General features: G+C 58.3%; 22 protein-coding genes. 14 read left to right on the plus strand and 8 right to left on the minus strand.

Annotated features, from left to right (window positions below; translation table 11 throughout):
* Positions 1–165: 165 nt before the first annotated feature.
* Both proS and acpP read right to left on the minus strand, forming a co-directional pair.
* Complete coding sequence (gene proS / locus ACGHUK_RS04875) at positions 166–1,605, minus strand: proline--tRNA ligase (RefSeq protein ID WP_005939895.1); 1,440 nt, start codon at positions 1,603–1,605, stop codon at positions 166–168.
* A gap of 122 nt (positions 1,606–1,727) precedes the next feature.
* Complete coding sequence (gene acpP / locus ACGHUK_RS04880) at positions 1,728–1,964, minus strand: acyl carrier protein (RefSeq protein ID WP_044953468.1); 237 nt, start codon at positions 1,962–1,964, stop codon at positions 1,728–1,730.
* A 299-nt stretch (positions 1,965–2,263) separates the two neighbouring features.
* Here acpP and dapF point away from each other — a divergent pair, with 299 nt between their 5' ends.
* From dapF to ACGHUK_RS04910, 6 genes are all read left to right on the plus strand, one after another.
* Entirely contained in the window at positions 2,264–3,103 is an 840-nt protein-coding gene (gene dapF / locus ACGHUK_RS04885; RefSeq protein WP_390575293.1) for a diaminopimelate epimerase, read from the plus strand.
* A gap of 183 nt (positions 3,104–3,286) precedes the next feature.
* Positions 3,287–4,474: an LL-diaminopimelate aminotransferase gene (locus ACGHUK_RS04890; protein WP_390575296.1), complete on the plus strand. Its 1,188-nt coding sequence runs from the start codon at positions 3,287–3,289 to the stop codon at positions 4,472–4,474.
* 85 nt (positions 4,475–4,559) lie between these two features.
* The gene (locus ACGHUK_RS04895; RefSeq protein WP_332376680.1) at positions 4,560–4,979 is read left to right on the plus strand and encodes a GntR family transcriptional regulator; all 420 of its coding nucleotides are present in this window, start codon (positions 4,560–4,562) and stop codon (positions 4,977–4,979) included.
* A 2-nt stretch (positions 4,980–4,981) separates the two neighbouring features.
* A complete protein-coding gene (locus tag ACGHUK_RS04900) occupies positions 4,982–5,827 on the plus strand; it encodes an ABC transporter ATP-binding protein (RefSeq protein ID WP_390575299.1) in 846 nt (281 codons plus the stop codon).
* Positions 5,824–6,468, plus strand: coding sequence for an ABC-2 transporter permease (locus tag ACGHUK_RS04905; protein ID WP_390575302.1), 645 nt, complete (start codon positions 5,824–5,826; stop codon positions 6,466–6,468). The genes ACGHUK_RS04900 and ACGHUK_RS04905 overlap by 4 nt, the downstream gene beginning before the upstream one ends.
* 1 nt (position 6,469) lies before the next feature.
* A complete protein-coding gene (locus tag ACGHUK_RS04910) occupies positions 6,470–6,628 on the plus strand; it encodes a hypothetical protein (protein WP_005939916.1) in 159 nt (52 codons plus the stop codon).
* 59 nt (positions 6,629–6,687) lie between these two features.
* Here the strand turns inward: ACGHUK_RS04910 and ACGHUK_RS04915 are convergent, their stop codons facing one another.
* From ACGHUK_RS04915 to ACGHUK_RS04940, 6 genes are all read right to left on the minus strand, one after another.
* Entirely contained in the window at positions 6,688–6,927 is a 240-nt protein-coding gene (locus tag ACGHUK_RS04915; RefSeq protein ID WP_390575304.1) for a hypothetical protein, read from the minus strand.
* 19 nt (positions 6,928–6,946) lie between these two features.
* Entirely contained in the window at positions 6,947–7,423 is a 477-nt protein-coding gene (locus ACGHUK_RS04920; protein ID WP_349137237.1) for a YhcH/YjgK/YiaL family protein, read from the minus strand.
* Between the two features lie 69 nt (positions 7,424–7,492).
* On the minus strand, positions 7,493–8,398 hold the full coding sequence (locus tag ACGHUK_RS04925) for an SPFH domain-containing protein (protein ID WP_005939926.1): 906 nt from the start codon (positions 8,396–8,398) through the stop codon (positions 7,493–7,495).
* A gap of 50 nt (positions 8,399–8,448) precedes the next feature.
* Positions 8,449–8,898: an NfeD family protein gene (locus tag ACGHUK_RS04930; RefSeq protein ID WP_120079455.1), complete on the minus strand. Its 450-nt coding sequence runs from the start codon at positions 8,896–8,898 to the stop codon at positions 8,449–8,451.
* 257 nt (positions 8,899–9,155) lie between these two features.
* Positions 9,156–11,012: a glycoside hydrolase family 13 protein gene (locus ACGHUK_RS04935; RefSeq protein ID WP_049935203.1), complete on the minus strand. Its 1,857-nt coding sequence runs from the start codon at positions 11,010–11,012 to the stop codon at positions 9,156–9,158.
* 74 nt (positions 11,013–11,086) lie between these two features.
* Complete coding sequence (locus ACGHUK_RS04940) at positions 11,087–13,492, minus strand: glycogen/starch/alpha-glucan phosphorylase (protein WP_390575308.1); 2,406 nt, start codon at positions 13,490–13,492, stop codon at positions 11,087–11,089.
* 426 nt (positions 13,493–13,918) lie between these two features.
* Between ACGHUK_RS04940 and ACGHUK_RS04945 the strand changes: the two genes are divergently transcribed.
* The 8 genes from ACGHUK_RS04945 to ACGHUK_RS04980 all read left to right on the plus strand — a co-directional run bounded on the left by ACGHUK_RS04945 (position 13,919) and on the right by ACGHUK_RS04980 (position 22,399).
* A complete protein-coding gene (locus ACGHUK_RS04945) occupies positions 13,919–14,350 on the plus strand; it encodes a cell division protein ZapA (protein WP_390575310.1) in 432 nt (143 codons plus the stop codon).
* 25 nt (positions 14,351–14,375) lie between these two features.
* Positions 14,376–16,451 carry a DUF3656 domain-containing protein gene (locus tag ACGHUK_RS04950; protein ID WP_390575313.1) on the plus strand — a complete coding sequence of 692 codons (2,076 nt, stop codon included), beginning with the start codon at positions 14,376–14,378 and terminating at the stop codon, positions 16,449–16,451.
* Between the two features lie 101 nt (positions 16,452–16,552).
* Entirely contained in the window at positions 16,553–16,999 is a 447-nt protein-coding gene (dut, locus tag ACGHUK_RS04955) for a dUTP diphosphatase (RefSeq protein WP_223387867.1), read from the plus strand.
* A gap of 9 nt (positions 17,000–17,008) precedes the next feature.
* Complete coding sequence (locus ACGHUK_RS04960; RefSeq protein WP_005939951.1) at positions 17,009–17,563, plus strand: nucleoside triphosphate pyrophosphatase; 555 nt, start codon at positions 17,009–17,011, stop codon at positions 17,561–17,563.
* Positions 17,564–17,723: 160 nt separating this feature from the next.
* Positions 17,724–18,746, plus strand: a complete 1,023-nt coding sequence (locus tag ACGHUK_RS04965; RefSeq protein ID WP_005939954.1) for a rod shape-determining protein — start codon at positions 17,724–17,726, stop codon at positions 18,744–18,746.
* A gap of 149 nt (positions 18,747–18,895) precedes the next feature.
* On the plus strand, positions 18,896–19,726 hold the full coding sequence (mreC, locus tag ACGHUK_RS04970; RefSeq protein WP_101956484.1) for a rod shape-determining protein MreC: 831 nt from the start codon (positions 18,896–18,898) through the stop codon (positions 19,724–19,726).
* A 14-nt stretch (positions 19,727–19,740) separates the two neighbouring features.
* A complete protein-coding gene (mreD, locus tag ACGHUK_RS04975; RefSeq protein ID WP_044953428.1) occupies positions 19,741–20,274 on the plus strand; it encodes a rod shape-determining protein MreD in 534 nt (177 codons plus the stop codon).
* 19 nt (positions 20,275–20,293) lie between these two features.
* Complete coding sequence (locus ACGHUK_RS04980; RefSeq protein WP_390575316.1) at positions 20,294–22,399, plus strand: peptidoglycan D,D-transpeptidase FtsI family protein; 2,106 nt, start codon at positions 20,294–20,296, stop codon at positions 22,397–22,399.
* The last annotated feature ends 15 nt before the right edge of the window (positions 22,400–22,414 follow it).

Genomic DNA, 22,414 nt, shown 5'->3' on the forward strand with positions numbered 1-22,414 from the left:
GCTTCACCTCCTTTCGGAAGTGGGGCCGAACCGCCTGCCGTTGTATGCAGTGCCTTGCCGCCTGAAAGCGACAAATTCATAATAACACAAAAATTGTCAAAATACAAGAAAAAACGGAGCACCGAAGTGTTCCGTTTTTTCTTGTATTGTCAGTAAAAGGAAAGCTTAGTACGCCACGCCCCAGTAGACCATGGTCTTGGCGGGCTTGCCGCAGCAGGGGCATACATCGCTCAGGTGTTCCTGCTCAAACGGCATGCAGCGGCTGGACAGGCCGACTTCTTCCTTCATCTTCATCTCGCAGGCAAGGTCGCCGCACCACATGGTCTTGATGTAGCCGGTGTTTGCCTTGGCCAGCTCCTTCACCTCGTCCATGGTGGTGGCAGCCCAGGTGCGCTTCTCGCGGTTGGCAAGAGCACGCTCGTACAGGTCCTTGCGCAGGGCCTCCAGCTGTGCGGGGATCGCAGTCTCCAGCTCGTCCAGAGAGACGAAGACTTTTTCGCGGGTATCGCGGCGCACCAGCACGCACTGGTTCTTTTCCAGATCCTTGGGGCCGATCTCCAGACGCAGGGGCACGCCCTTCATCTCCCACTGGGAGAACTTCCAGCCCGGTGCGTTGTCGCTGTCGTCCAGCTTCACGCGGGCATACTTGCTGATCTTCTCGGCCAGCTCGGCAGCCTTCTCGGAAACGCCGGGCTTGTGGGCTGCGATGGGCACTACGACCACCTGAATGGGGGCCACTGCCGGGGGCAGGATCAGGCCGTCGTCGTCGCCGTGGGTCATGATGATAGCGCCCACCAGACGGGTGGAAACGCCCCAGCTGGTCTGGAACGGATGATGCAGCTGGTTGTCGCGGCCGGTAAAGGTCACGTCATAAGCCTTGCTGAACTTATCGCCAAAGTAGTGGCTGGTGCCGCTCTGCAGGGCCTTGCCGTCCTTCATCATGGCCTCGATGGTATAGGTAGCCTCGGCACCGGCAAACTTTTCCTTGTCGGTCTTGCGACCCTTCACCACGGGGATGGCCAGATCCTGCTCGCAGACATCTGCGTAGCAATTCAGCTGCTGCTGGGTCTCAGCCTCAGCCTCGGCGGCAGTCTCGTGGATGGTGTGGCCTTCCTGCCACCAGAACTCGCGGCTGCGCAGGAAGGGGCGGGTGGTCTTTTCCCAGCGGACAACGCTGCACCACTGGTTGTACTTCATGGGAAGCTCACGGTAGCTGTGCAGCACGCGGGACCAGTGGTCGCAGAACATGGTCTCGCTGGTGGGACGCACGGCCAGACGCTCTTCCAGCTTGTCGGAACCGCCCATCGTGACCCACGCCACCTCCGGCGCGAAGCCATTGACCAGTTCGCCCTCCTTCTGCAGCAGGCTTTCCGGGATCAGCACGGGCATTGCCACGTTCTCATGGCCGGTGGCCTTGAAGCGGGCATCCATGTCCTTCTGGATCAGCTCCCAGATGGCCTGACCGTAGGGGCGCAGGATGATGAAACCCTTCACGCTGGAGTACTCCACCAGCTCTGCCTTCACGCAGATATCGGTGTACCACTGTGCGAAGTTCTCTTCCTGGCTGGTGATCGCCTGTACGAGCTTCTTTGAATCTTTTGCCATTTTTGCTTTTTCCTCCTAAGGCCGTGCGCCAAACGGCTTGCGTTCCGCACGAACCATATTAAAAGCCCCGTCCATGCAGTGCGGCCGGGTGCCGCACCAGAAGGCAGGGCTTTTTGACTGAATCAGTTCTGCGCGTGGCTGTCCACAAAGTTTACCACATCGCCCACGGTGCGCAGGGACTCGATGGCATCGTCCGGCACCTCAATGCCAAACTCATCCTCCAGCGTCATCACCATATCCACGATATCCAGACTGTCGGCCTCAAAATCGCTCATGATGTCACTATCCATCGTGATCTTTGCCGGGTCAACATCCAGCTGCTCCGCCAGCAATGCACGGATTTTTTCAAAAGTATCCATTCCTGTGGTCTCCTTTTTGCAGTTGTTTTGCCTGTCCTGTACACCGGTGCCGTGCGTGCGGCTGCCGTGACGGATGCACCCGCAGATGCTGCGCGGCCCCGGACTGTACAAAACTCTCTCTTTTTTTATATCCCATGCCATGCGTATTGTCAAGCCCTGTTTTCCATTCTGACAGATTCCTTTGCGAAAAATTGCCGGAAAGGTGCATTTTCGCTTGACAGGAGCGCCCCGGTTTCTTATCATTATAAAGTAGCGAGTTTATAGGGACTGACCACAAGTCCCATGAAGGAGTTTTGAGCATGAAGCTTTCATTTACCAAAATGCAGGGCTGCGCCAACGATTATATCTATCTGGACTGCCGCAAAAGCGGTGTGCCGGAGAACATTGCAGCCCTTTCCGAAAAATTGTCCCGGCGGCATTTTTCCATTGGTGCGGACGGCATCATCTGCATCTGCGCTGCGCAGACGGCAGGTGCGGACGGCATGATGCGCATTTTCAACGCAGACGGCAGCGAGGGCAGGATGTGTGGCAACGGCATCCGCTGTGTGGCTGAATGGCTGTACACCCACGGCATTGAAAAGGAAACGCTTGCCATTGATACCCTCAGCGGCCTGAAGACCGTCACCCACAAGGGTGCTGGCCTGTGGCAGGTGGAGATGGGCGCTTACAGTGCCATGCCTGCCAGCCTGCCTGCTGTGAACATGGGCGAAGAACCGCTTGTGGACAAAGAACTGACCGTGGACGGCAAAACGTGGCATGTGACCTGCATCAATGTGGGCAACCCCCACTGTGTGACTGTGGTGGAGGATGTGGACAGCCTGAAGCTGGAAGAGATCGGTCCGGCCTTTGAGTACCACGCAAACTTCCCGGAGCGCATCAACACCGAGTTCGTGCAGGTGGTGGATGCCACCCACCTGAAGATGCGGGTGTGGGAGCGCGGCAGCGGCGAGACATGGGCCTGCGGCACCGGCACCTGCGCCACCGTGGCGGCCCTGACCGAGCTTGGCATCTGCCCGGCAGGCGAGGACATCCATGTGCAGCTGCGCGGCGGTGTGCTGACCATCCGGGTATTGCCCGGCAGACAGTTGCTGATGACCGGCGCCGCCGAGACCGTGTGCGAAGGTACGACGGAAGTGTAAAGAGAACGAGAACCCTCTCAGTCGCCTGACGGCGACAGCTCTCCCGAAGGGCGAGCTTTTCCACATCAAGAGGAAAAGTTTTTCTTCACAACAAAAAAGCTCCCCCACTCGGGGGAGCTGGCATCGAGCGGACGCGAGATGACTGAGAGGGTCATACCAAAACAGAATCGAGGGAAAGTAACCATGAAGATGAACAAGCATTACAACGAGCTGAAGGCAAGCTACCTGTTTGTGGACATTGCCCACAAGGTGGCCGCTTATCAGGAGGCACATCCGGAGAAAGAGATCATCCGTCTGGGCATTGGCGATGTGACCCAGCCGCTGGCAAAGTGTGTGGTCAAGGCCATGCACGATGCAGCCGATGAGATGGGCACCAAGGAAGGCTTCCACGGCTATGGCCCGGAGCAGGGCTATCCCTTCCTCAAGCAGGCCATTCAGGGCTACTATGCAGGCCGCGGCACCCAGCTGGCAGAGGATGAAATTTTCATCTCTGATGGTGCAAAGAGCGATCTGGCCAACGTACTGGGCCTGTTCGATGTGGACAACACCGTGCTGGTGCCGGACCCCGTTTATCCCACCTACGTGGACGATAACGTGACCGATGGCCGCAAGATCATCTACAGCCGCACCAGTCAGGAGAACGGCTTCCTGGGGATGCCGGATGAGAATGTGAAGGCTGACATCATCTATATCTGCAGCCCCAATAACCCCACCGGTGCCGCCTACACCCGCGACCAGCTGAAGGTCTGGGTGGACTACGCCAAGAAGAACGATGCCATCATCCTGTACGATGCTGCATACGAGTGCTTCATCTCCGACGAGAACCTCGCCCGCAGCATCTTCGAGATCGAGGGGGCCCGCGAATGCGCCATTGAGATCTGCTCCTTCTCCAAGATCGCAGGCTTCACCGGCACCCGCTGCGGCTACACTGTGGTGCCCAAGGAGCTGGAGCGCGAGGGAATGAACATCAATAAGCTGTGGCTGCGCCGCCAGACCACCAAGTTCAACGGTGTGCCTTACGTGGTGCAGCGCGCCGCCGCTGCGGTGTTCACCGAGAGCGGCATGGCCGAGATTCAGGCCAATCTGGATTACTACCGCCGCAATGCCAAGGTCATCGCGGACGCTCTGGACGAGTGCGGCGTGTGGTACTGCGGCGGCAAGAACAGCCCCTACATCTGGCTGCGCTGCCCCGGTAACATGAAGAGCTGGGAGTTCTTCGACTGGCTGCTGGAAAACTGCGGCGTGGTCGGTACCCCGGGCGTGGGCTTCGGCGAGTGCGGCGAGGGCTACTTCCGCCTGACCGCTTTCGGTGACGCCGAAAAGACCAAGATGGCCGCCGAGCGCATTAAGACCGCCATCAAGGCACTGTAAAACCTAAAAAATGCACCTGCTGTCCGTTTTGGACGGCGGGTGTATTTTTTTTTGCGCATTCTCTTGACAAATCCGTATCTACTGTATATACTGTACATATACAGATAAAACGCAAGAACCAAAGGAGCAGCCGATGGAACTGTTTATCAACAACAAAAGCGGCGCGCCTATCTATGACCAGATCTACAACCAGATCAAGCAGCAGATCATCAGCGGGGCTTTGCAGCCGGACGAGGCCATGCCCTCCATCCGGGGGCTGGCACGGGATCTGCGCATCAGCGTCATTACCACCAAGCGCGCCTACGATGAACTGGAAAAAGAGGGCTTCCTTTACGCAGTACCGGCAAAGGGCTTTTTTGTAGCCCCTAAAAACACCGAGCTGCTGCGGGAAGAGAACCTGAAAAAAATTGAAGCGCACCTTACCGAAGCTGTGAAGCTGTCCGCATCCTGCGGGCTGAGCAGGGAAGAGCTGCGGGAGATGCTGGAACTGCTGTGGGAGGGCTGAACATGAACGCACTGGAACTGCGGGGACTTACAAAGCACTATAAGGATTTTACCCTCGGACCGCTGGATCTGACACTGCCCGGCGGCACCATCTGCGGCCTGATCGGTGAGAACGGCGCAGGCAAAAGCACCACCATCAAATTGATTCTGGACATGCTGCAGAGGGACGGCGGTACCGTGACCATTTTGGGCAGGGACAACCGCACCGACCTTGTACACACCAAGGAAGAAATCGGTGTGGTGCTGGGCAGCGAGGGCATCCCCCTGTGCCTGAACGCAGTGCAGGCAGGCAAGGTGATGGCGGGCATCTACCACAATTGGGATGCCGCTGCCTACACAGAATTTTGCCAAAAATTTGAGCTGCCGGAAAAGAAAAAGTATAACGACTACTCTACCGGCATGAAGATGAAGCTGTGCATCGCCGTGGCGCTGGCGCACCACCCGAAGCTGCTGCTGCTGGACGAAGCCACCAACGGGCTGGACCCGGTGGTGCGGGACGAGGTGACCGATCTGCTGCTGGATTTTGCCCGGGACGAGGAGCACTCCATCCTCATCTCCTCCCACATCGTCAGCGACTTGGAAAAGCTGTGCGATACCATCGCCTTCCTGCACAAGGGCAGACTGCTGCTCTGTGAGGAAAAGGACGCCTTGCGGGAGGAATACGCCCTGTGGCATGGCACGGCGGCGCAGCTGGCGGCACTGGATACGCGGGTGTACGGCAAGCGGGTCACCCCCTACGGAGTCGAGGCGCTTGTGCGCCGGGATGCAATGCCCGCCGGGGCAGAGCTTACCCCGGTAAGCATTGAGGAATTGTTTGTGCTGATGGTGAAAGGGGAGAATGTACAATGAAAGGCTTGCTGTTAAAGGACGCATATCAGGCATGGTATTACGCAAAAATGGTCGTTGTGGCAGCTGTAGTCATGATGGGTGCGGGCGTGATCTCGATGATGAACGGGGCCAATTTCTTCATTGTCTATGCGGGCTTTTTGCTGGGTATGATGCCCATGACACTGCTGGCATACGACCAAACCAGCAATTTCAACGAATACAGTGCCGCGCTTCCGGCCACAAAAGAGCAGCTGGTGGGGTGTAAATACATTGTTGGTCTGTGCGGGCTGGTGCTGGCAGAGGTATTTGCTGCCGCGGCGCTTGGCGTGGCACAGCTACACTGGGTAGCCGTGGATAGCGCGCTCGTGATCTCTACGCTGGTGCAGGTGGGCATGACCACCCTGCTCAGCAGCACCATCCTGCTGCCGCTGAGCTACCGCTTCGGCTACGAAAAGGCAAAGGTTGGGTTCTATTTCATAGTTGGTGCGCTCGCGGCCCTGATGGGCTTTTCCGTGGCCGCAAACGAGGACGGTATTGTGAGAAACCTTCTTCCGCAGAGCATCTCGTCGCTGGGGCTGCTGGGTATTGCGGTGGCGGCTCTGACGCTGTATGCTCTCTCGTGGCGGCTGTCTGTTGCATGGTACGGAAAGGCAGAGCAGTAAAATGAAGAAAAGTCAAATCGCGGGCATCCTGTTCGGCGTTGCCATGGGCGTTTTATTCAGCGTGACACTGGGAACAGTGGGTTTTGTGCTGGGTGCCAGCTTTGCAATTCTGGGTATGGTGATGTTCAAAGGGCTGGATGACCCACAGGATAAAAAGTAAGGTGTAAAAAGTGCGACGCCCCTGCAGGAAAAGCTTTTTCTGCAGGGGCGTCGCTGTATTTATTTCTCGGACTCTTCGGCGTTTTTCTGCGCCGCTTCCAGCTCGTCCACCCGCTTTTGCAGGGCGGTGATCTTGTCGTCCATTTTGATAAATGTCCAGATCAAAACCGCAAGCACCACCGCAGGCGGAACCACCATCAGCAGGGACTGCTGACACCAGAGCAGCAGCGAATAGCCGCCGAATACCGTAAAGAGGAATACGGCAAACAGGCTTGCAGCAAGGACAGCAAAAAATCCCATACAGAAAATCTCCTTTCGGTTATTCTTCCGTTTCTTCCTCGTCCGGGTCCAGCTCGATGCTGAACACGGCTTTTTTCAGCTTGCCGCAGCCCTGCGCCTTCAGGCCGGATTTATAGGGCTCTCCGGCCAGATACAGGGCAAACCGCCCCTCGCACAGCATTCCGGCAATGCTGGTGCCTGCGGTACCCACGGTGGTGTCGGTGGCTTCGTCGGTGGGCTTGGTGGGGGTCAGTTCCGCAAGACTTACCTCAAACAGCTCGCTGCCGTCCAGATCGGTCTCCAGTGTGATGTGGTTGTCGTGGCGCTGGAACAGCGCTTTATCGGAAGTCAGCGGTGTGACGGTGCTCACAGTGACCACAGCCTTTTCGCCGTCGATGCGGGTGCGTCCGGCGGGCAGGGTGGTGATGTCCCGCGCCATGATATACTCAATGACGGTGTCGAGGTTGTCGCTCACGCCCAGATAGTTGGGCAGATTGTTCAGGGTATCGTAGATCATAGAAGAACTCCTTTATCGTGCAAAACAAGGTTCACCGCCTGCATATAGCACAGACGGTGAACCGGAATTTTATTCTGCGTCCTTCGGGTCGGTCATCAGCTCTTTGATGCTGGGCACCACGCCGCCCAGATTCTGAAGCTCCGAAGGAATGATGATCTTGGTTGCCTTGCCGTTGGCCACCTTGGCCAGAGCTTCCAGACTGCGGATGGCCAGAACCTTATCGCTGGGCATGGCCTCGTTCAACAGGCGGATGGCATCGGCGTTGGCCTTCTGCACGGCCAGAATGGCCTGTGCTTCGCCCTCGGCTTCCAGAATGCGCTGCTGCTTCACAGCATCCGCGCGCAGGATGGCGGCTTCCTTTTCGCCCTCAGCGGCGGTAATGGCGGCCTGCTTTTCACCGTCGGCTTTCAGGATGACAGCGCGCTTCTCGCGCTCAGCCTTCATCTGCTTCTCCATGGCTTCCTGGATCTCACGCGGCGGGATGATGTTCTTCACTTCCACGCGGTTCACCTTGATGCCCCACTTGTCGGTGGCTTCGTCCAGGATGGCGGTGATCTTGCCGTTGATGACATCGCGGCTGGTCAGGGTGTGGTCCAGCTCCATTTCGCCGATGATGTTGCGCAGGGTGGTGGCGGACAGGCTTTCGATTGCCGCAATGGGCTGGTTGACACCGTAGGTGTAGAGCTTGGCATCCATCACCTGAAAGAACACCACGGTATCGATCTGCATGGTAACGTTATCGCGGGTGATGACCGGCTGAGGGGGAAAGTCTGCCACCTGCTCCTTCAGGCTCACCTTTTTGGCGATGCGCTCGATGAAGGGAATCTTAATGTGCAGGCCTGCCGACCAGGTGTCGGAGTAGCTGCCCAGCCGCTCAACGACATACACCTTGGACTGGGGCACGATGACGATATTGGTGATGATCACCAGCAGGACGACAAAGACCAGCGCGAGGATCAGAAAAAACATGACCATAGTGGTTCTCCTTTTTCAGATGGGTGCAACGTTTCAGCGCAGAACGCAGATCACGCTCTGCGGCTTTCGGTCAATACGGGCTCCACGATGAGCAGGGTGCTGTGCAGTTCGGTCACACGGCAGCGCTGCCCGGGGGTGAGAATGTCGCCGGGAGTGGCGCAGCGGGCATTCCAGTCCACGCCGTCCAGTCGCACACGGCCCGGCAGGTCGGCGGTGACGGTGGTCAGCACGGTGGCCTCCCGGCCAAGGTTTCGGTCGCCATTGGTGGGGGTGATTTTCTGGCGCAGCTTTGCAGCCAGCGGCCGGAACGCCAGCAGGCACAGAATGCTTACCACGATGAACACAAGGGCCTGCGCCCGGAACGAATCCGTGAACAGGCAGGTGAGCAGGGCGGCAGCTGCGCCGACGGCGAACCAGACGGAGGTCATGCTGAAGGTGGAAGCCTCCAACAGCAAAAAGCCCACCACGGCAGCCAGCCAGAGAAATGGAACAGGGTTCATGGTTCTCCCTCCTTATGCCCCTATTATAGAGTATCCCCCGGGTGGAAGGTCAAGCGTTTTTTACTGGAACGTTGCGCAGAAAACGAAATAAAGAACAAAATAAATGAAAAGCAGTGCAAGATGTAGTTTGCAGATACGGCCCTTTGTGTGAAAATGCAACAACGGGCGGCCCGCAGGCTGCCCGTTGTTGCAAAAATAAAAGATAAAATTTCCTCTGAATGTGCCCAGAGCGAACGCGGCGGGCATTCAAATCGTTTTTACTTGATATCGTAATAGCTGTGGTTCGGGTTATGCCCGTTCTCCTCCACCACGATGGTAAAGCCCATGGGGTTCACCTCCGTGTGCTTGCCGGAAGCCAGCGGCTCCACGATGATGTGCTCCGAGCGGTTCACGATGATCTCGGCGGTTTCCGCTTCGCCTACGCGCTGGTAGTGCAGGATGCCGTCCTGCGCCCGGAGCACCCGCAGCTCACCGGTGCGGAAGGCCTCGCAGGTGTGGCGCAGCTGCGCCAGCTGTGCCAGCACCGGCTTCAGGCGCTTTTCGTGGCTGTCCCAGCAGAAGAAGGCACGGTTGAAGGGGTCGCGGTAGCCCTGCATCCCGATCTCGTCGCCGTAATACAGGCAGGGCACGCCGGGCAGTGTGTAGATGATGGCATAGGCCATGCGCAGGCGCAGCATCCCTTCCTCGTAGGCTTCGCCGGCCACACAGCGGCCGCTCTGCCACTCGCGGCCACGGCCGTTGGCGGGCTCGTCCGCGATCACGGTGAGGGCGCGTTCGGTGTCGTGGGTGGAGAGAAAGTTCAGCGCAGTGTCCATGGCAGGGGCGGGGTAGTGCTCACAGATGGACAGAATTTCGCCCATGGCCTGCTCGGCGGGCTTACCCTTTACAAAGTCCAGCACAGCGTTCTTGAAGGGGTAATTCATCACGCTGTCCAGCCCCTTGCCCAGCAGATAGGTGCGGCGCTGGCCAAAGCCGTATTTGGTGGTGGCATCCTCCCACACCTCGCCCAGCAGGAACTTCTCCGGGCTGACCCGCTTGACAGCGGCGCGGATCTTTTCAATAAAGTCGTCCGGCAGCTCGTCGGCTACATCCAGACGGAAGCCTGCGGCACCGCGCCGCAGCCATGTGTCAATGACACCGCCCTCGCCGGTGATGAACTCCACATAGGAGGGGTTCTCTTCGTTCACCTCGGGCAGGGTCTCGAAACCCCACCAGCTGCGGTAGCCGCCCTTATACTTGGGGTCAAAATCGTACCAGCTGCGGTAGGGGGAGTTGGGGTCGCGGTAAGCGCCGCCATCCCCATAGCGGCCTTCGCGGTTGAAATAGCGGCTGTCGGAACCGGTGTGGCTGAACACACCGTCCAGCACGATGCCAATGCCGTACTTGGCGGCCTCGCGGCAGAGCACCTCGAACTCCTCGTTGGTGCCCAGCAGTGGGTCTACGTTGAGATAGTCGGCGGTGTTGTAGCGGTGGTTGGAATGCGCCTCAAAGATGGGGTTGAGGTAAAGGTAGTCCACCCCCATCTCCCGCAGATAGGGCAGTTTGATGCGGATGCCTTCCAAGTCGCCGCCGAAATAGTCCTCGTTCAGGTGGCCGCCGGTCTCGTTGGGCTGCCAGAAGGGTTCGGCATGTTTGTCGGCCTGATACAGCCGGTCCGGGAAAGGCATGGGCTTGTTCTCAATGCCCTCGCAGAACCGGTCCGGGAAGATCTGATAGAACACCTTGCCCTTGATGCACTCCGGGGTCTGGAAACCGGCATCGTAGACGGTGATCTGCCACTTTTCGCCTTCCTGCCAGCTGACAACGCCGCAGTTGTCCGGCCCGCGGTAGATGCGGCGGAAGTCGGTGTAGAGGTCGAAGTAGTAGAAGTACAGGCCCGGGTCGTTCAGCGGCAGCTCCACGGAAAAGTGGTTCTGCTGGGGGGTCTGGCCGTCGAACTTCATGCGGTAGTGCACCGGCACGTCATATTTTCCCTCCTTCTGGAGCACCAGATGAGGATCGACATAGCCCAGCTCTTCCGGGATGCACAGGGTCAAACGTACGGTCTGACCGGCCCGCAGTGCGCCAAAGGGCTGCTTGAAATAGGGGTCGTAGCTATTGAACAGACAAGACAAAGCAGGGTCGTCCTTTCTCAAAAAAGCCCCGGCGGGCCAAACGCCGCCGGGGCAGATGATTTTTTAAGGGAAAATTACTTGCCCATGGGCACCGGGGAAGCGTACCAGATGTCGTGTGCGTAATCCAGCACAGAGCGGTCGGCGCTGAAGATGCCGCTGTTGGCAATGTTCTTCAGGCTCATGTGTGCCCACTTCTCGCGGTCGGCATACAGCTTCTGCAGGTCGGCCTGTGCGCGGCGGTAATCCTTGAAGTCGGCCATGACCATATACGGGTCGCTGCTGCGCAGGTTCTCGGTCACTTCGTGGAAGTTCTCGCCATTCCAGCCGCGCTCCAGGAAGTTCAGAGCGTTGTTGGCAACATCGTCGCCCATGATGAAAGCGTTGGGATGGTAGCCCACCTGCTTGAGGTTGTTCACCTCGGGGGTCAGCATACCGAAGATCAGCTCGTTCTCCTTGCCGGCAGCGTCTGCGATCTCCACGTTTGCGCCGTCCAGAGTGCCCAGAGTGATAGCGCCGTTCAGCATGAACTTCATGTTACCGGTACCGGAAGCCTCGGTGCCTGCCAGAGAGATCTGCTCAGAGACCTCGGCGGCGGGCATCAGGTGCTCGCTCAGAGAGACGCAGTACTCTTCCAGATAGACCACGCGCAGCTTGTCGCGCACAGCGGGGTCGTTGTTGATGAGGTCGCCCAGCTTGCAGATCATGCGGATCATCTGCTTTGCCATGTAGTAACCGGGAGCAGCCTTTGCACCGAAGATATAGGTCTTGGGGATGAAGTCGGCGTTGGGGTTCTCCTTCAGGTACAGGTACTGGGCAGCAATGTTCAGCGCGTTCAGGTGCTGGCGCTTATACTCGTGCATACGCTTGACCTGACAGTCAAAAATGGAGTTCGGGTCGATGACCTGACCGGTGCTCTTTGCCAGATAGTTGGCAAAGTTCTTCTTGTTTTCCAGCTTGATGGCGTTCAGCTGCTTGAGAACGGTCTTGTCGTTCTCGAACTTGTTCAGCTTGGACAGATCGGAAGCATCATGCTTGTAGCCGTCGCCGATGGTCTCGTCCAGCAGCTTGCACAGGCCGGGGTTAGAGGCCAGCAGCCAGCGGCGGTAAGCGATGCCGTTGGTCACGTTCTTGAAGGCCTGCGGCTTGAACAGGTAGTAATCGTGGAAGACGCTGTCTTTGATGATCTGGCTGTGCAGCTTGGACACGCCGTTGATGCTGTTGGCGGTGTAGGCGCAGATGTTTGCCATGCGCACCTGATTGTCGCCGATCAGTGCCATATAGTCGATCTTGCCCTTGTCGCCGGGGAAGACCTTCTCCAGCTCTGCGCGGGCGCGGCGGTCCATCTCCACCACGATCTGGTAGATGCGGGGCAGGGTCATCTTGAAGATGTCCACGTTCCACTTTTCCAGAGCCTCAGCCATGACGGTGTGGTTGGTGTAGGAGAAGACCTTCTGGCAGATGTCGAATGCCTTGTCCCAGCCAAAGCCGCACTCATCCAGCAGAATGCGCATCATCTCGGGGATGGCGAGGGTGGGGTGGGTGTCGTTCAGCTGGATGGCCACCTTGTCGGGCAGATTCTCGAGGGTCGCATAGCTGGACAGGTGGTTCTGCACGATATCGCCGATGGATGCGGCAGACAGGAAGTACTGCTGGCGCAGGCGCAGGATCTTGCCCTCAACATGGTTATCGTTGGGGTACAGCACCTTGGAGATCAGCTCTGCATTGGCGTTCTTGCTCATTGCAGTGTTGTAGTTGCCAAGAGAGAAGCTGGACATATCAAAGTCCGGGGCCTTTGCCTGCCACAGGCGCAGCATTGCAACGCCCTTGCCGTCGTAGCCCTGCACATACATATCAGAGGGAACAGCCATGACGCTGTTGTAGTTGGTGTGCTGGATATAGTGGAAGCCGTTGTCCCAGTTCTCGTGGATCTCGCCGTCAAAGCGCACTTCCACAGCCTGATCGGGGTGGCTCTTCAGCCAGACCTGACCGCCGGGCAGCCAGTTGTCGGCACGCTCCTGCTGCCAGCCGTCCACGATCTTCTGCTTGAAGATGCCGTACTCGTACAGGATGGAGTAGCCGGTGCCGCAGATGCCGGTGGTGGCCATGCCGTCCAGATAGCAGGCAGCCAGACGGCCCAGACCGCCGTTGCCCAGACCTGCATCCGGCTCTTCCTCAAAGATGCTGTCAATGCTGATATCAGCGTCGGACAGGGCCTTTTTTGCCACCTCGTCCAGACCCAGGTTCAGCAGGCTGGTCTTCAGGCTGCGGCCCATCAGGAACTCCATGCACAGATAATACACCTGCTTGGTGCCGGTGCCAATGGCCTTGGACTGGAACTTCTTGTGGTTTTCGCTCATCATCTGGCGGCAGATCAGTGCCAGAGAGCGGTAGATCTGCTGGTTGGAAGCAACACTCAGCTCCACGCCGTACTCGCTGGTGAGCTTGTCCTGAAGAAGTTTACCGAATTCTTTCGATGTCATAAAGGTACTCCTATCCGCATAAGTTTTCAGCTTTGCTAAAATAATTGAAATAATTGGCGTCTATAGGCACTTTCCCTCACTTGCTCTGCCGCCAACATAACAAAGATATTATAATATGGCAGAATGACAAATGCAAGGAATCAGGGGATTTTTTCCGTAACTGACATTTTTTTATTGAACTTTCTGATAAATATGCCAAAATTTCAAAAAATACACTTTTTCTTGATGCTTATTTATATTATAATAGGGAGAGAAAGCTGTGTTCCGAAACATTTTCGGGGACAAACTCCGGGAGAAATGTGCCGGGTAACTCGCCCGGCGGGTGACAAGACACCAAAACGGTACCGGGAACGGTACCGTTTCCCGGCAAAAATCAGAATATCACTGCCCGCTGCGGGCAGAAAAGGATAAAAAGGGGAAACAGATATGGTCAACAAGGTACGGGTGAACATCGCAGGTACGCCGTATGCCATTGCTACGACGGACCCGGAAAAATATATTTTGTCGCTGGCGAAAAAGCTGGATGAAGACATTACCAAGCTTTTGGACGATAATGCGAATCTTTCGGTGACTAAGGCGGCGGTGTTCTGCGCCATGGATTATCTGGACGAATACCGCAAGAGCACCGGCAGTGCTGAGAATATGCGCAGCCAGATCCAGGATTACATTGCGGATGCTACCCGCGCAAAGCTGGCGGAAGATAAGGTCAAAGCAGAGAATGAGGTGCTGCGGCGGGAAGCTGCCGCCCTGCGCGAACAGCTGGAAAAGATGCACAATAAGGAAGCCCGGCGCGAGGAGCGCGCCCAGCAGGCGGCACAGCAGTCTGCTGCCGAGGGCGAAGCGAACAAGGCGGAATAAGCCGTTTACAGGATAAAGGAGAAGTATGTCAAAGATCGAGATCCTTGCCCCGGTGGGCAACGAAGAAATGCTGCGTGCCGCTGTGTTCAGCGGTGCCGACGCAGTGTATCTGGGTTTTTCGGGTTTCAATGCCCGCACCAGTGCCAACAATTTTAACGCGGATACGCTGAAAGATGCGGTCGCCTTCTGCCATGCGCGGGGCGTGGCTGTGCATGTGGCGCTGAACACCACCGTCTATGGCGGTGAGCTGCCCGCGCTGGAACAGGCCATCCGTGCCGTTGCAGCCAGCGGTGCCGATGCGGTCATCTGTCAGGATCTGGCAGTGGCAACGCTGATCGGTAAAATTGCACCGCAGCTGCCGCGCCACGGCTCCACCCAGATGAGCGTGCACAGCCTGCAGGGTGCGCTGGAGCTCAAGGAGCTGGGCTTCACCCGCGTGGTGCTGGCCCGTGAGCTGAGCATGCCCGAGGTGGAGCATATCACAAAGCACTGTGGCATCGAGACCGAGTGTTTCGTGCACGGCGCGCTGTGCATGTGCGTCAGCGGCCAGTGCTACATGTCGGCCTTTCTGGGCGGACGCAGCGGCAACCGCGGTTCCTGTGCCGGCCCGTGCCGCCTGCCGTTTGAGGCAAATGCCCTGCCGGAGGGCAAGCCGGGCCGCCTGCACCACCTGTCCTTAAAGGATAATTCGGTCATTGATAAGCTGGACAAGCTGCAGGCGCTTGGCGTGGCATCGGCAAAAATCGAGGGCCGTCTGCGCACGCCGGAGTATGTGGCGGCGGCAGTCAGCGCCTGTCTTGCAGGCCGCGAGGGCCGCGCCTACGACCGCGACCTGTTGAAGAATGCTTTCAGCCGTTCCGGCTTCACCTCCGGCTATCTGGATGGAAAGATCGACGGCACCATGTTCGGCGTGCGCAGCGAAGCAGACGCAGAACAGACCAAAAAGACCCTGCCCATGCTGCGGGAGCTTTACCGCCGTGAGCGCAGCCGCGTGCCGGTAAAGATGAAGCTGGAAATTGAAGAGGGGGGCGAAAAGCTCACTGTCACCGATGCAGACGGCAGCAAGGCCTTTGCCTATGGGGATGCAGAGCCGCAGCCTGCCCGTACTGATCCCACCGCAAGCCTGCACCGCAGCCTTGCCAAGACCGGCGGCACGCCTTTTGCGGTGGAAGATCAGGATATTACCGTGGAAATGGACGGCGGGCCGTGGTTCGTGCCCGGCAGTGCCGTCAATGAGCTGCGCCGCGAAGCGCTGGATGCCCTGCTCAAAAAGCGGGAAGTGCTGCGCCCGTGGCCCACCACCGAGGAGCATGTGCCTGCCCTGCCGCTGCGCACTCTGCCGCCCCACCGTACCCTGCGTGCCCGGTTTGAGAGCTGGGAACAGGTGTCGGAGCGGGCGCTTGACGGCATCGAGTATCTCATCCTGCCCATTGCGCAGGCCGACCACGTGCCCCGGGAATGGCGGGCAAAGACCCTTTTGGAACTGCCCCGGGTCATGTTTGGCAAGCTGGAAGAGGATACCGCCCGCCGCATCGCGGCCACGCAGGACGCCGGTTTTGCAGGCTATGAGGTGAGCAATATCGCCCACCTGCGCCTGTGCCGGGGCCTGCCCATGAGCGGCAGCTTTGGCCTGAACATCACGAACCAGCTGGCCGCGCAGTTCTACGCGGACAACGGCCTTAGTTCCATGCTCATCCTGCCCGAGGTGAAGGACAGCGACATCAGCACCATTGCGCCCACCCGTAACGGCAGGCCGGTGCCCACCGGCGTGCTGGTGTACGGCCATATGCCGCTGATGATCACCCGTGCCTGCCCGCTGCAGAACATCCACGACTGCGCCCACTGCGACAAGACCGGCGTGCTGACCGACCGCAAGGCCAAGAAGTTCCCAGTGCGGTGCGGCCTTGGTGTGCGCACCATCTATAACCCTGTACCTATTTATATGGGGGATAAGCCGGGCGCTTTGACGGTGGACTACGGTGTGGCTTACTTCACGCTGGAAAGCCGGGAGGAAGCGGCCAAAATTCTGGAGATGATCCGCACCCATGCACCCTTTGAAGGTGATTTTACCCGTGGGTTGTATTTTAAAGGTACGAACTGAAACTCCTTCCGTCATTGCTGACGCAATGCTACCTCCCTGAGGGAGCTGTCGAGCGTATGCGAGACTGAAGGAGTCGCTATAAAATCAAAACGAGGTATACTATGGAACCCATCACAGTAAAATATAAGGTATTGGACACCCGTGCCAAGGTGCCCTCTTACGCAACCCCCGGCTCTGCTGCAGCCGACCTGTGCGCCGTACTGGACGCGCCGCTCACCCTTGCCCCCATGGAGCGGGCACTGGTGCCCACCGGCCTTGCCATCGAGCTGCCCGGCTCCCACAGCGTGGCACTGGTGTACGCACGCAGCGGCCTTTCCATCAAGCACGGCCTGTGCATGGCCAACGGTGTGGGTGTGGTGGACAGCGATTACCGCGGCGAGCTGAAGGTGCCCATGGTCAATCTGGGCAGGGAAGCCTACACCATTCAGCCCGGTGAGCGTGTGGCCCAGCTGTGCATCGCACCGGTGTACACCGCTGCCTTTGTGCCTGCCGAAGAGCTGGGCGATACCCAGCGCGGCGAGGGCGGCTTTGGCTCTACCGGAAAGTGAGATGGAATCATGAACCTGATCTTAGCTTCCGGCAGCCCGCGCAGGCGGGAGCTGCTCTCCTTATATACCACCAATTTCACCGTCTGTGTCAGTGACTTTGACGAAAGTGCGGTGCAGGCCGCTACGCCTGCCCATCTGGTGGAACAGCTGGCCCGAGGCAAGTGCCTTGCTGTTTCGGCCCAGCACCCGGGCGCTGTGGTCATCGGCTGTGATACGGTGGTGGATGTGAACGGTGAGGTGTTCGGCAAGCCCCACAGCGAAGAGGATGCAAAGCGGATGCTGCGCGCCCTTTCCGGTGCCACCCACGAGGTGCACACCGGCGTGTGCATCTCGGACGGTGCGCGCACTGAAAGCTTTGTGGACAGCTGCCGCGTTACCTTCTTCCCGCTGGGTGAAGAGGAGATCGACTTCTACGCTTCCACCGCCGAACCCTACGATAAAGCCGGTGCCTATGCCATTCAGGGACGGGCGGCCCTCTGGCTGGACCGTATTGAGGGCGACTACTACACCATCATGGGTCTGCCGGTGAGCCGCACCGTACAGCTGCTGGCACATTTTGTGTGATAAAACTGGAAAAAACGAAGAAAACTTGCGCAAACGCTTGAGAAATCATTGCCTTGCGGCTATAATAGAACTGTGTTATTCTGCGCAAAGGCGGCACAAAAGGGCTGCCGGATGTTCTGGCGCTATAGATAAAATGGGAAGCATAAGGAGAATTTTTACAATGGGCCTGTTTTCTAAAGATGTAGGTATCGATCTGGGTACCGCAAATACTCTGGTATATATGAAGGGCAAGGGCATCATCATGCGGGAGCCTTCGGTCGTGGCTGTGGATACCAAGACCGACGAGGTACGCTGTGTGGGTGCCGAGGCAAAGGCTGTCATTGGCCGTACCCCCGGCAGCATCGTGGCTGTGCGTCCGCTGAAGGATGGCGTGATCGCTGACTTTGACATCACCACCAACATGCTGGAAAATTTCCTCAAGAAGGCATGCGGCAACAGCATGTTCTCCCGCCCCCGCGTGGTCATCTGCATCCCGTCCGGCGTTACCGAGGTGGAGCGCCGCGCTGTGCGCGAAGCTACCCTGAAGGCCGGTGCCCGTCAGGTGTCCGTCATTGAGGAACCCATGGCAGCAGCCATCGGTGCGGGTCTGCCCATCAGCGAGCCTACCGGCAGCATGATCGTGGATATCGGCGGCGGCACGGCTGAGATCGCTGTGATCTCTCTGGGCGGCATCGTGGCCTCCCGCAGCGTGCGCATGGCAGGCGATATGTTCGATCAGGCCATCATCGCCTTCATCAAGCGCAAGTACAACCTGCTGATCGGTGAGCGCACTGCAGAGCAGATCAAGATCGAGATCGGCTCCGCCTATGCGCTGGACCCCGAAATGACCATGGAGATCAAGGGCCGTAACCTCGTGGACGGCCTGCCCAAGAACATCGTCGTCCACTCTGAGGATGTGCGCGAAGCTCTGCTGGAATGCCTGGTCAAGATCACCAGCGCCATCAAGGAAACGCTGGAGCGCACCCCGCCGGAGCTGAGTGCGGATATCATCGACCGCGGCATCACCCTGACCGGCGGCGGTGCACTGCTGCGCGGTCTGGATCAGCTGATCCAAAGCGAGACCGGCATCGACGTACACATTGCGGAAGACCCGCTGGACTGCGTGGCCAAGGGTGCTGGTGCGGTGCTGGATCATGTGGATGTCCTGCATGACGTGCTGGACACCGACGGCGGCCACATGTAACACGGGCAAGGCCCACACTTGCGGAAAAAGGCTCTTTTGCGCAGCGTCTGCGCTGATTTCCGCTGCAAACAATGTCTCTTGCGCGGATGGCAGGGCTGTCCGCGCTTTTCTTATGGCATGGCATCCACCCGAAACAGGAGGGTACTCCCTTGAAGGATTTTTTTGACACATGGAAATTTAAGATACTGGTAGCCGTGGCGGTGTTTCTGGTGGGAATCATGGCCTATGCCGGTGCCAACGGACGGCTGACTGCTGCCCCGCAGGAACTGCTGGGCGTGGTGCTGATGCCGCTCCAGAAGGTCACATCGGCACTGAGCGGCGGCATTGGCTCGGTGTGGGAAAAATACACCAGCATCGATGAGGTCATGGAACAGAACGAACAGCTGGAAGCGGAGAATGCTGAGCTGCGCCAGCAGATCGTGGACTATGACCGCATCAAGGCGGAGAACGAAGCCTACAAGGCACTGGCCCGCATTCAGGATTCCAACACCGAAGCAAGCTATATTTCTGCCTTTGTGATCGGCCGCGACCCGCTGGATGAGTTCGGAGGCTTTACGCTGGACTGCGGCACGGTGAACGGCGCAGCCGTGAACGATGCCGTGATCAGCGATAAGGGCTATCTGATCGGCATGGTGGTGGAAGCCGACACCACCAGCTGCAAGGTGATGACCATTCTGCACCCCAGCTTCAGCGCTGCGGGCGTGGTATCCCGCACGCGGGAAAACGGCATTATCAATGGCAGCACCGATTATGCCGGTGACGGCCTGTGCGTGCTGACCAATCTGGAACGCGCCACTGAGACGAAGATGGGAGATCAGGTGATCACCACCGGTCTTGGCGGAGTGTTCCCGCCGGATCTGCTGGTGGGAACTGTGCAGAAGGTGGAGCCGGAAGTCAGCGGCAAATCTTCCATTGCAGTGGTGCGCCCGGGTGCAGACCCGCGCACGGTCAAGCACGTATTCGTTATTACCGACTATTAAGGGGGCGCATTTGTATGGAATCACGCCGCATGCGCAGCCGCAGCCAGATCCTGAAATGGGTCTGCTACGCGGTGGCACTGTTTGTGTGCGCGGCACTGCAGACGACCCCCGGCCTGCTCCAGCTGGGGCAGGCAAAGCCGCTGTTCATTCTGCCGCTGTGTCTGGCTGTGGCCGTGTATGAAGGCGAGTTTGCAGGTGCGCTGTTTGGTGCCGTGAGCGGCCTTTTGTGGGACTACACCGCCGGGCGCACCGTGGGTATGCTGGCGCTGGAACTGCTGTTGCTCTGCTTTGCGCTTTCGGTGCTGGTTCAGGTGTATCTGCAGGGCAGCACATGGAACTTTGCGCTCATCAGCACCGGCACGGCCCTTGTGGTGCTCTCGCTGGACTGGCTGTTCTTCTACTACATGCCCGGCTACAGCTGGGCGCTGAGCCGCTGGCTGACCTTTGTGCTGCCTTCGGCCATGATGACGCTGGTGCCGTCACTGATGCTGTTCAGTCTGGTGCGGCACATTTACAGCGCATTCAAAATCGACAACGGCGTAGTCTGAACTGCCGGAGGAAACGCGGATGAACCAAAACGAACGAAAAACCGTTGCGCGCCGGATGATCCTGCTCATTGCAGTGGCATGTGTTATCATGGGCCTGTACGTGATGCGGCTGATCTTTCTGCAGCTGGTCAACGGCGACGACTTCAAGGCCAAGGCCACCAATACCACCGACTATAACTTTACGGTCACGGCGGCCCGCGGCGATATCGTGGACAGCGCCGGGCGGCGCATTGCCACCACAACCACCAGCTACAATGTGGTCCTTAACAAACTGCTGATGGGCGACCGGGATCTGGATACCATGCTGCAGCAGATCGTGGAGCTGCTGCGTGCGAATGGCGAGAGCTGGAATGATACGCTGCTGATCGGTCAGGCGGACGCAGCAGGCAATTACGCCTTTACGGACGATGACACGTCCACCAGCGACCAGAAGCAGCTGGCAGACATGAAGGAAACGCTTGGTCTGCAGCAGTACGCCACCGCCAACGATGTAATGGAAATGCTGGTGGAAAAGAACGATCTGCAGGATTTTTCGCCGGAATGGCAGCGTGTGCTGGCCGGTATCCACTACGAGATGGACCGGCAGGCGTTCTCCAATGTGAACAATTTTGTCATGGCGGAGAACGTGAGCACCCTCGCGGTGGCCACCATCAAGGAACACAGCCTGCAGCTGCCGGGTGTGGAAATCGTGGAAACCAGCGCCCGCAGCTACGACCAGAGCGATATCATCCCGGCGGTGCTGGGCCGTGTGGGCAAGATCACGGCGGAAAAGTGGAAGGTGACCGATTCCAACGGTCAGGTGACCTATCCGCTGCGGGAAAAAGGCTATAACATGAACGATGTTCTGGGCATTTCTGGTCTGGAATCCGTTTATGAGGACGAGCTGCGCGGCAAGGACGGCGTGGAGACCATCACCCGCAATTCGGACGGCGTGATCGTGGATACAAAGCTCACCACTGTGCCGGAGCCGGGCCATACCGTGCAGCTGACCATTGACAGCAACTTCCAGCGTGCCGTGGACAAGGCACTGGCGGACAACATTGATATGATCAACCGCGTGTACAATACCGGCACCATGAAAGCTGCCGCCGGTGCGGTGGTGGTGCTGGACGTGAAGGACGGCAGTGTGCTGGCTGCTTCCAACTATCCCAGCTATGACCAGAACCTGTATGCCGCTAACTACAGCGAGTACAGCTCCGACCCGAGCCTGCCACTGTTCAACCGCGCATTGCAGGGCCTGTATACGCCGGGTTCTACCTTCAAGCCCGCCGTGGCGGTGGCTGCACTGGACAGCGGCCTCATCAACCAGTATTCTACCGTTTACTGCAACGGCGTGTACAACTACTTCAAGGATTACCACCCCCGCTGTACCCGCCACGGCCACAGCGGCAACATCGATGTGGTAACGGCCATCAAGTGGAGCTGCAACATCTTCTTCTATGATGTTGGCCGCCGTCTGACCAGCGATGTGTACGATGCCTATGCCTACAAGCTGGGTCTTGGCCAGCGCACCGGTGTGGAGGTGAGCGAGGCCGTGGGCCGTCTGACCACCAAGAGCGACTCCAACTATACGGCATCGCTGGATGTGCAGGCCGCCATCGGTCAGGGCAACACGGTGGTCTCGCCCATCCAGCTGGCTACCTACGCGGCAACGCTGGCCAACAACGGCACCCGTTACCGCACCCATTTCGTCAAGGCCATTCTGGACACCAACACCGGCGAGGTGCTCAGCGAGACCAAGCCCGAGGTCATGGATGTGATCGAAGGCACCGGTAACACCTTTGAGCTGGTGCGGCAGGGCATGAAGCAGGTGCCCAGCACCATCAGCGGCAAAATTTCCAGCTATCCGGTGCCGATCGCCTGCAAGACCGGTACACCTCAGCGCAGCGAGACCTATGCGCCCGGCAAGCACTATCTGAACGCCATGATGGTGGCTTACCTCCCGGCGGATGATCCGCAGATCGCCATTGGCATTAGCATTGAGTACGGAGGCTATGGTGCCCGTACCGGTGATCTGGTGGTGGATATTGCAAATGCCTATTTTGCCCTGAAGGATGGCAGCCTTGCCCAGCAGGCCGAAGCGGAAAAGGAAGCCGAGCAGGCCCAGCAGGAAGATCAGGCGTAGACCACTGACCCAGCG

This window comes from Faecalibacterium sp. i25-0019-C1 (genome assembly GCF_042854225.1).
Classification (GTDB): Bacteria; Bacillota; Clostridia; order Oscillospirales; family Ruminococcaceae; genus Faecalibacterium; species Faecalibacterium taiwanense.

Excerpts from the sequence above, each read along its gene's own strand:
- mreD (WP_044953428.1), top strand. The coding sequence starts at position 19,741 with ATGGAATCACGCCGCATGCGCAGCCGCAGCCAGATCCTGAAATGGGTC.
- ACGHUK_RS04945 (WP_390575310.1), top strand. The coding sequence starts at position 13,919 with ATGGTCAACAAGGTACGGGTGAACATCGCAGGTACGCCGTATGCCATT.
- ACGHUK_RS04890 (WP_390575296.1), top strand. The coding sequence starts at position 3,287 with ATGAAGATGAACAAGCATTACAACGAGCTGAAGGCAAGCTACCTGTTT.
- ACGHUK_RS04930 (WP_120079455.1), bottom strand. The coding sequence starts at position 8,898 with ATGAACCCTGTTCCATTTCTCTGGCTGGCTGCCGTGGTGGGCTTTTTG.
- ACGHUK_RS04940 (WP_390575308.1), bottom strand. The coding sequence starts at position 13,492 with ATGACATCGAAAGAATTCGGTAAACTTCTTCAGGACAAGCTCACCAGC.
- ACGHUK_RS04900 (WP_390575299.1), top strand. The coding sequence starts at position 4,982 with ATGAACGCACTGGAACTGCGGGGACTTACAAAGCACTATAAGGATTTT.
- ACGHUK_RS04925 (WP_005939926.1), bottom strand. The coding sequence starts at position 8,398 with ATGGTCATGTTTTTTCTGATCCTCGCGCTGGTCTTTGTCGTCCTGCTG.
- ACGHUK_RS04965 (WP_005939954.1), top strand. The coding sequence starts at position 17,724 with ATGGGCCTGTTTTCTAAAGATGTAGGTATCGATCTGGGTACCGCAAAT.
- proS (WP_005939895.1), bottom strand. The coding sequence starts at position 1,605 with ATGGCAAAAGATTCAAAGAAGCTCGTACAGGCGATCACCAGCCAGGAA.
- ACGHUK_RS04960 (WP_005939951.1), top strand. The coding sequence starts at position 17,009 with ATGAACCTGATCTTAGCTTCCGGCAGCCCGCGCAGGCGGGAGCTGCTC.
- ACGHUK_RS04950 (WP_390575313.1), top strand. The coding sequence starts at position 14,376 with ATGTCAAAGATCGAGATCCTTGCCCCGGTGGGCAACGAAGAAATGCTG.
- dapF (WP_390575293.1), top strand. The coding sequence starts at position 2,264 with ATGAAGCTTTCATTTACCAAAATGCAGGGCTGCGCCAACGATTATATC.
- ACGHUK_RS04920 (WP_349137237.1), bottom strand. The coding sequence starts at position 7,423 with ATGATCTACGATACCCTGAACAATCTGCCCAACTATCTGGGCGTGAGC.
- dut (WP_223387867.1), top strand. The coding sequence starts at position 16,553 with ATGGAACCCATCACAGTAAAATATAAGGTATTGGACACCCGTGCCAAG.
- ACGHUK_RS04915 (WP_390575304.1), bottom strand. The coding sequence starts at position 6,927 with ATGGGATTTTTTGCTGTCCTTGCTGCAAGCCTGTTTGCCGTATTCCTC.
- ACGHUK_RS04905 (WP_390575302.1), top strand. The coding sequence starts at position 5,824 with ATGAAAGGCTTGCTGTTAAAGGACGCATATCAGGCATGGTATTACGCA.
- ACGHUK_RS04980 (WP_390575316.1), top strand. The coding sequence starts at position 20,294 with ATGAACCAAAACGAACGAAAAACCGTTGCGCGCCGGATGATCCTGCTC.
- acpP (WP_044953468.1), bottom strand. The coding sequence starts at position 1,964 with ATGGATACTTTTGAAAAAATCCGTGCATTGCTGGCGGAGCAGCTGGAT.
- ACGHUK_RS04910 (WP_005939916.1), top strand. The coding sequence starts at position 6,470 with ATGAAGAAAAGTCAAATCGCGGGCATCCTGTTCGGCGTTGCCATGGGC.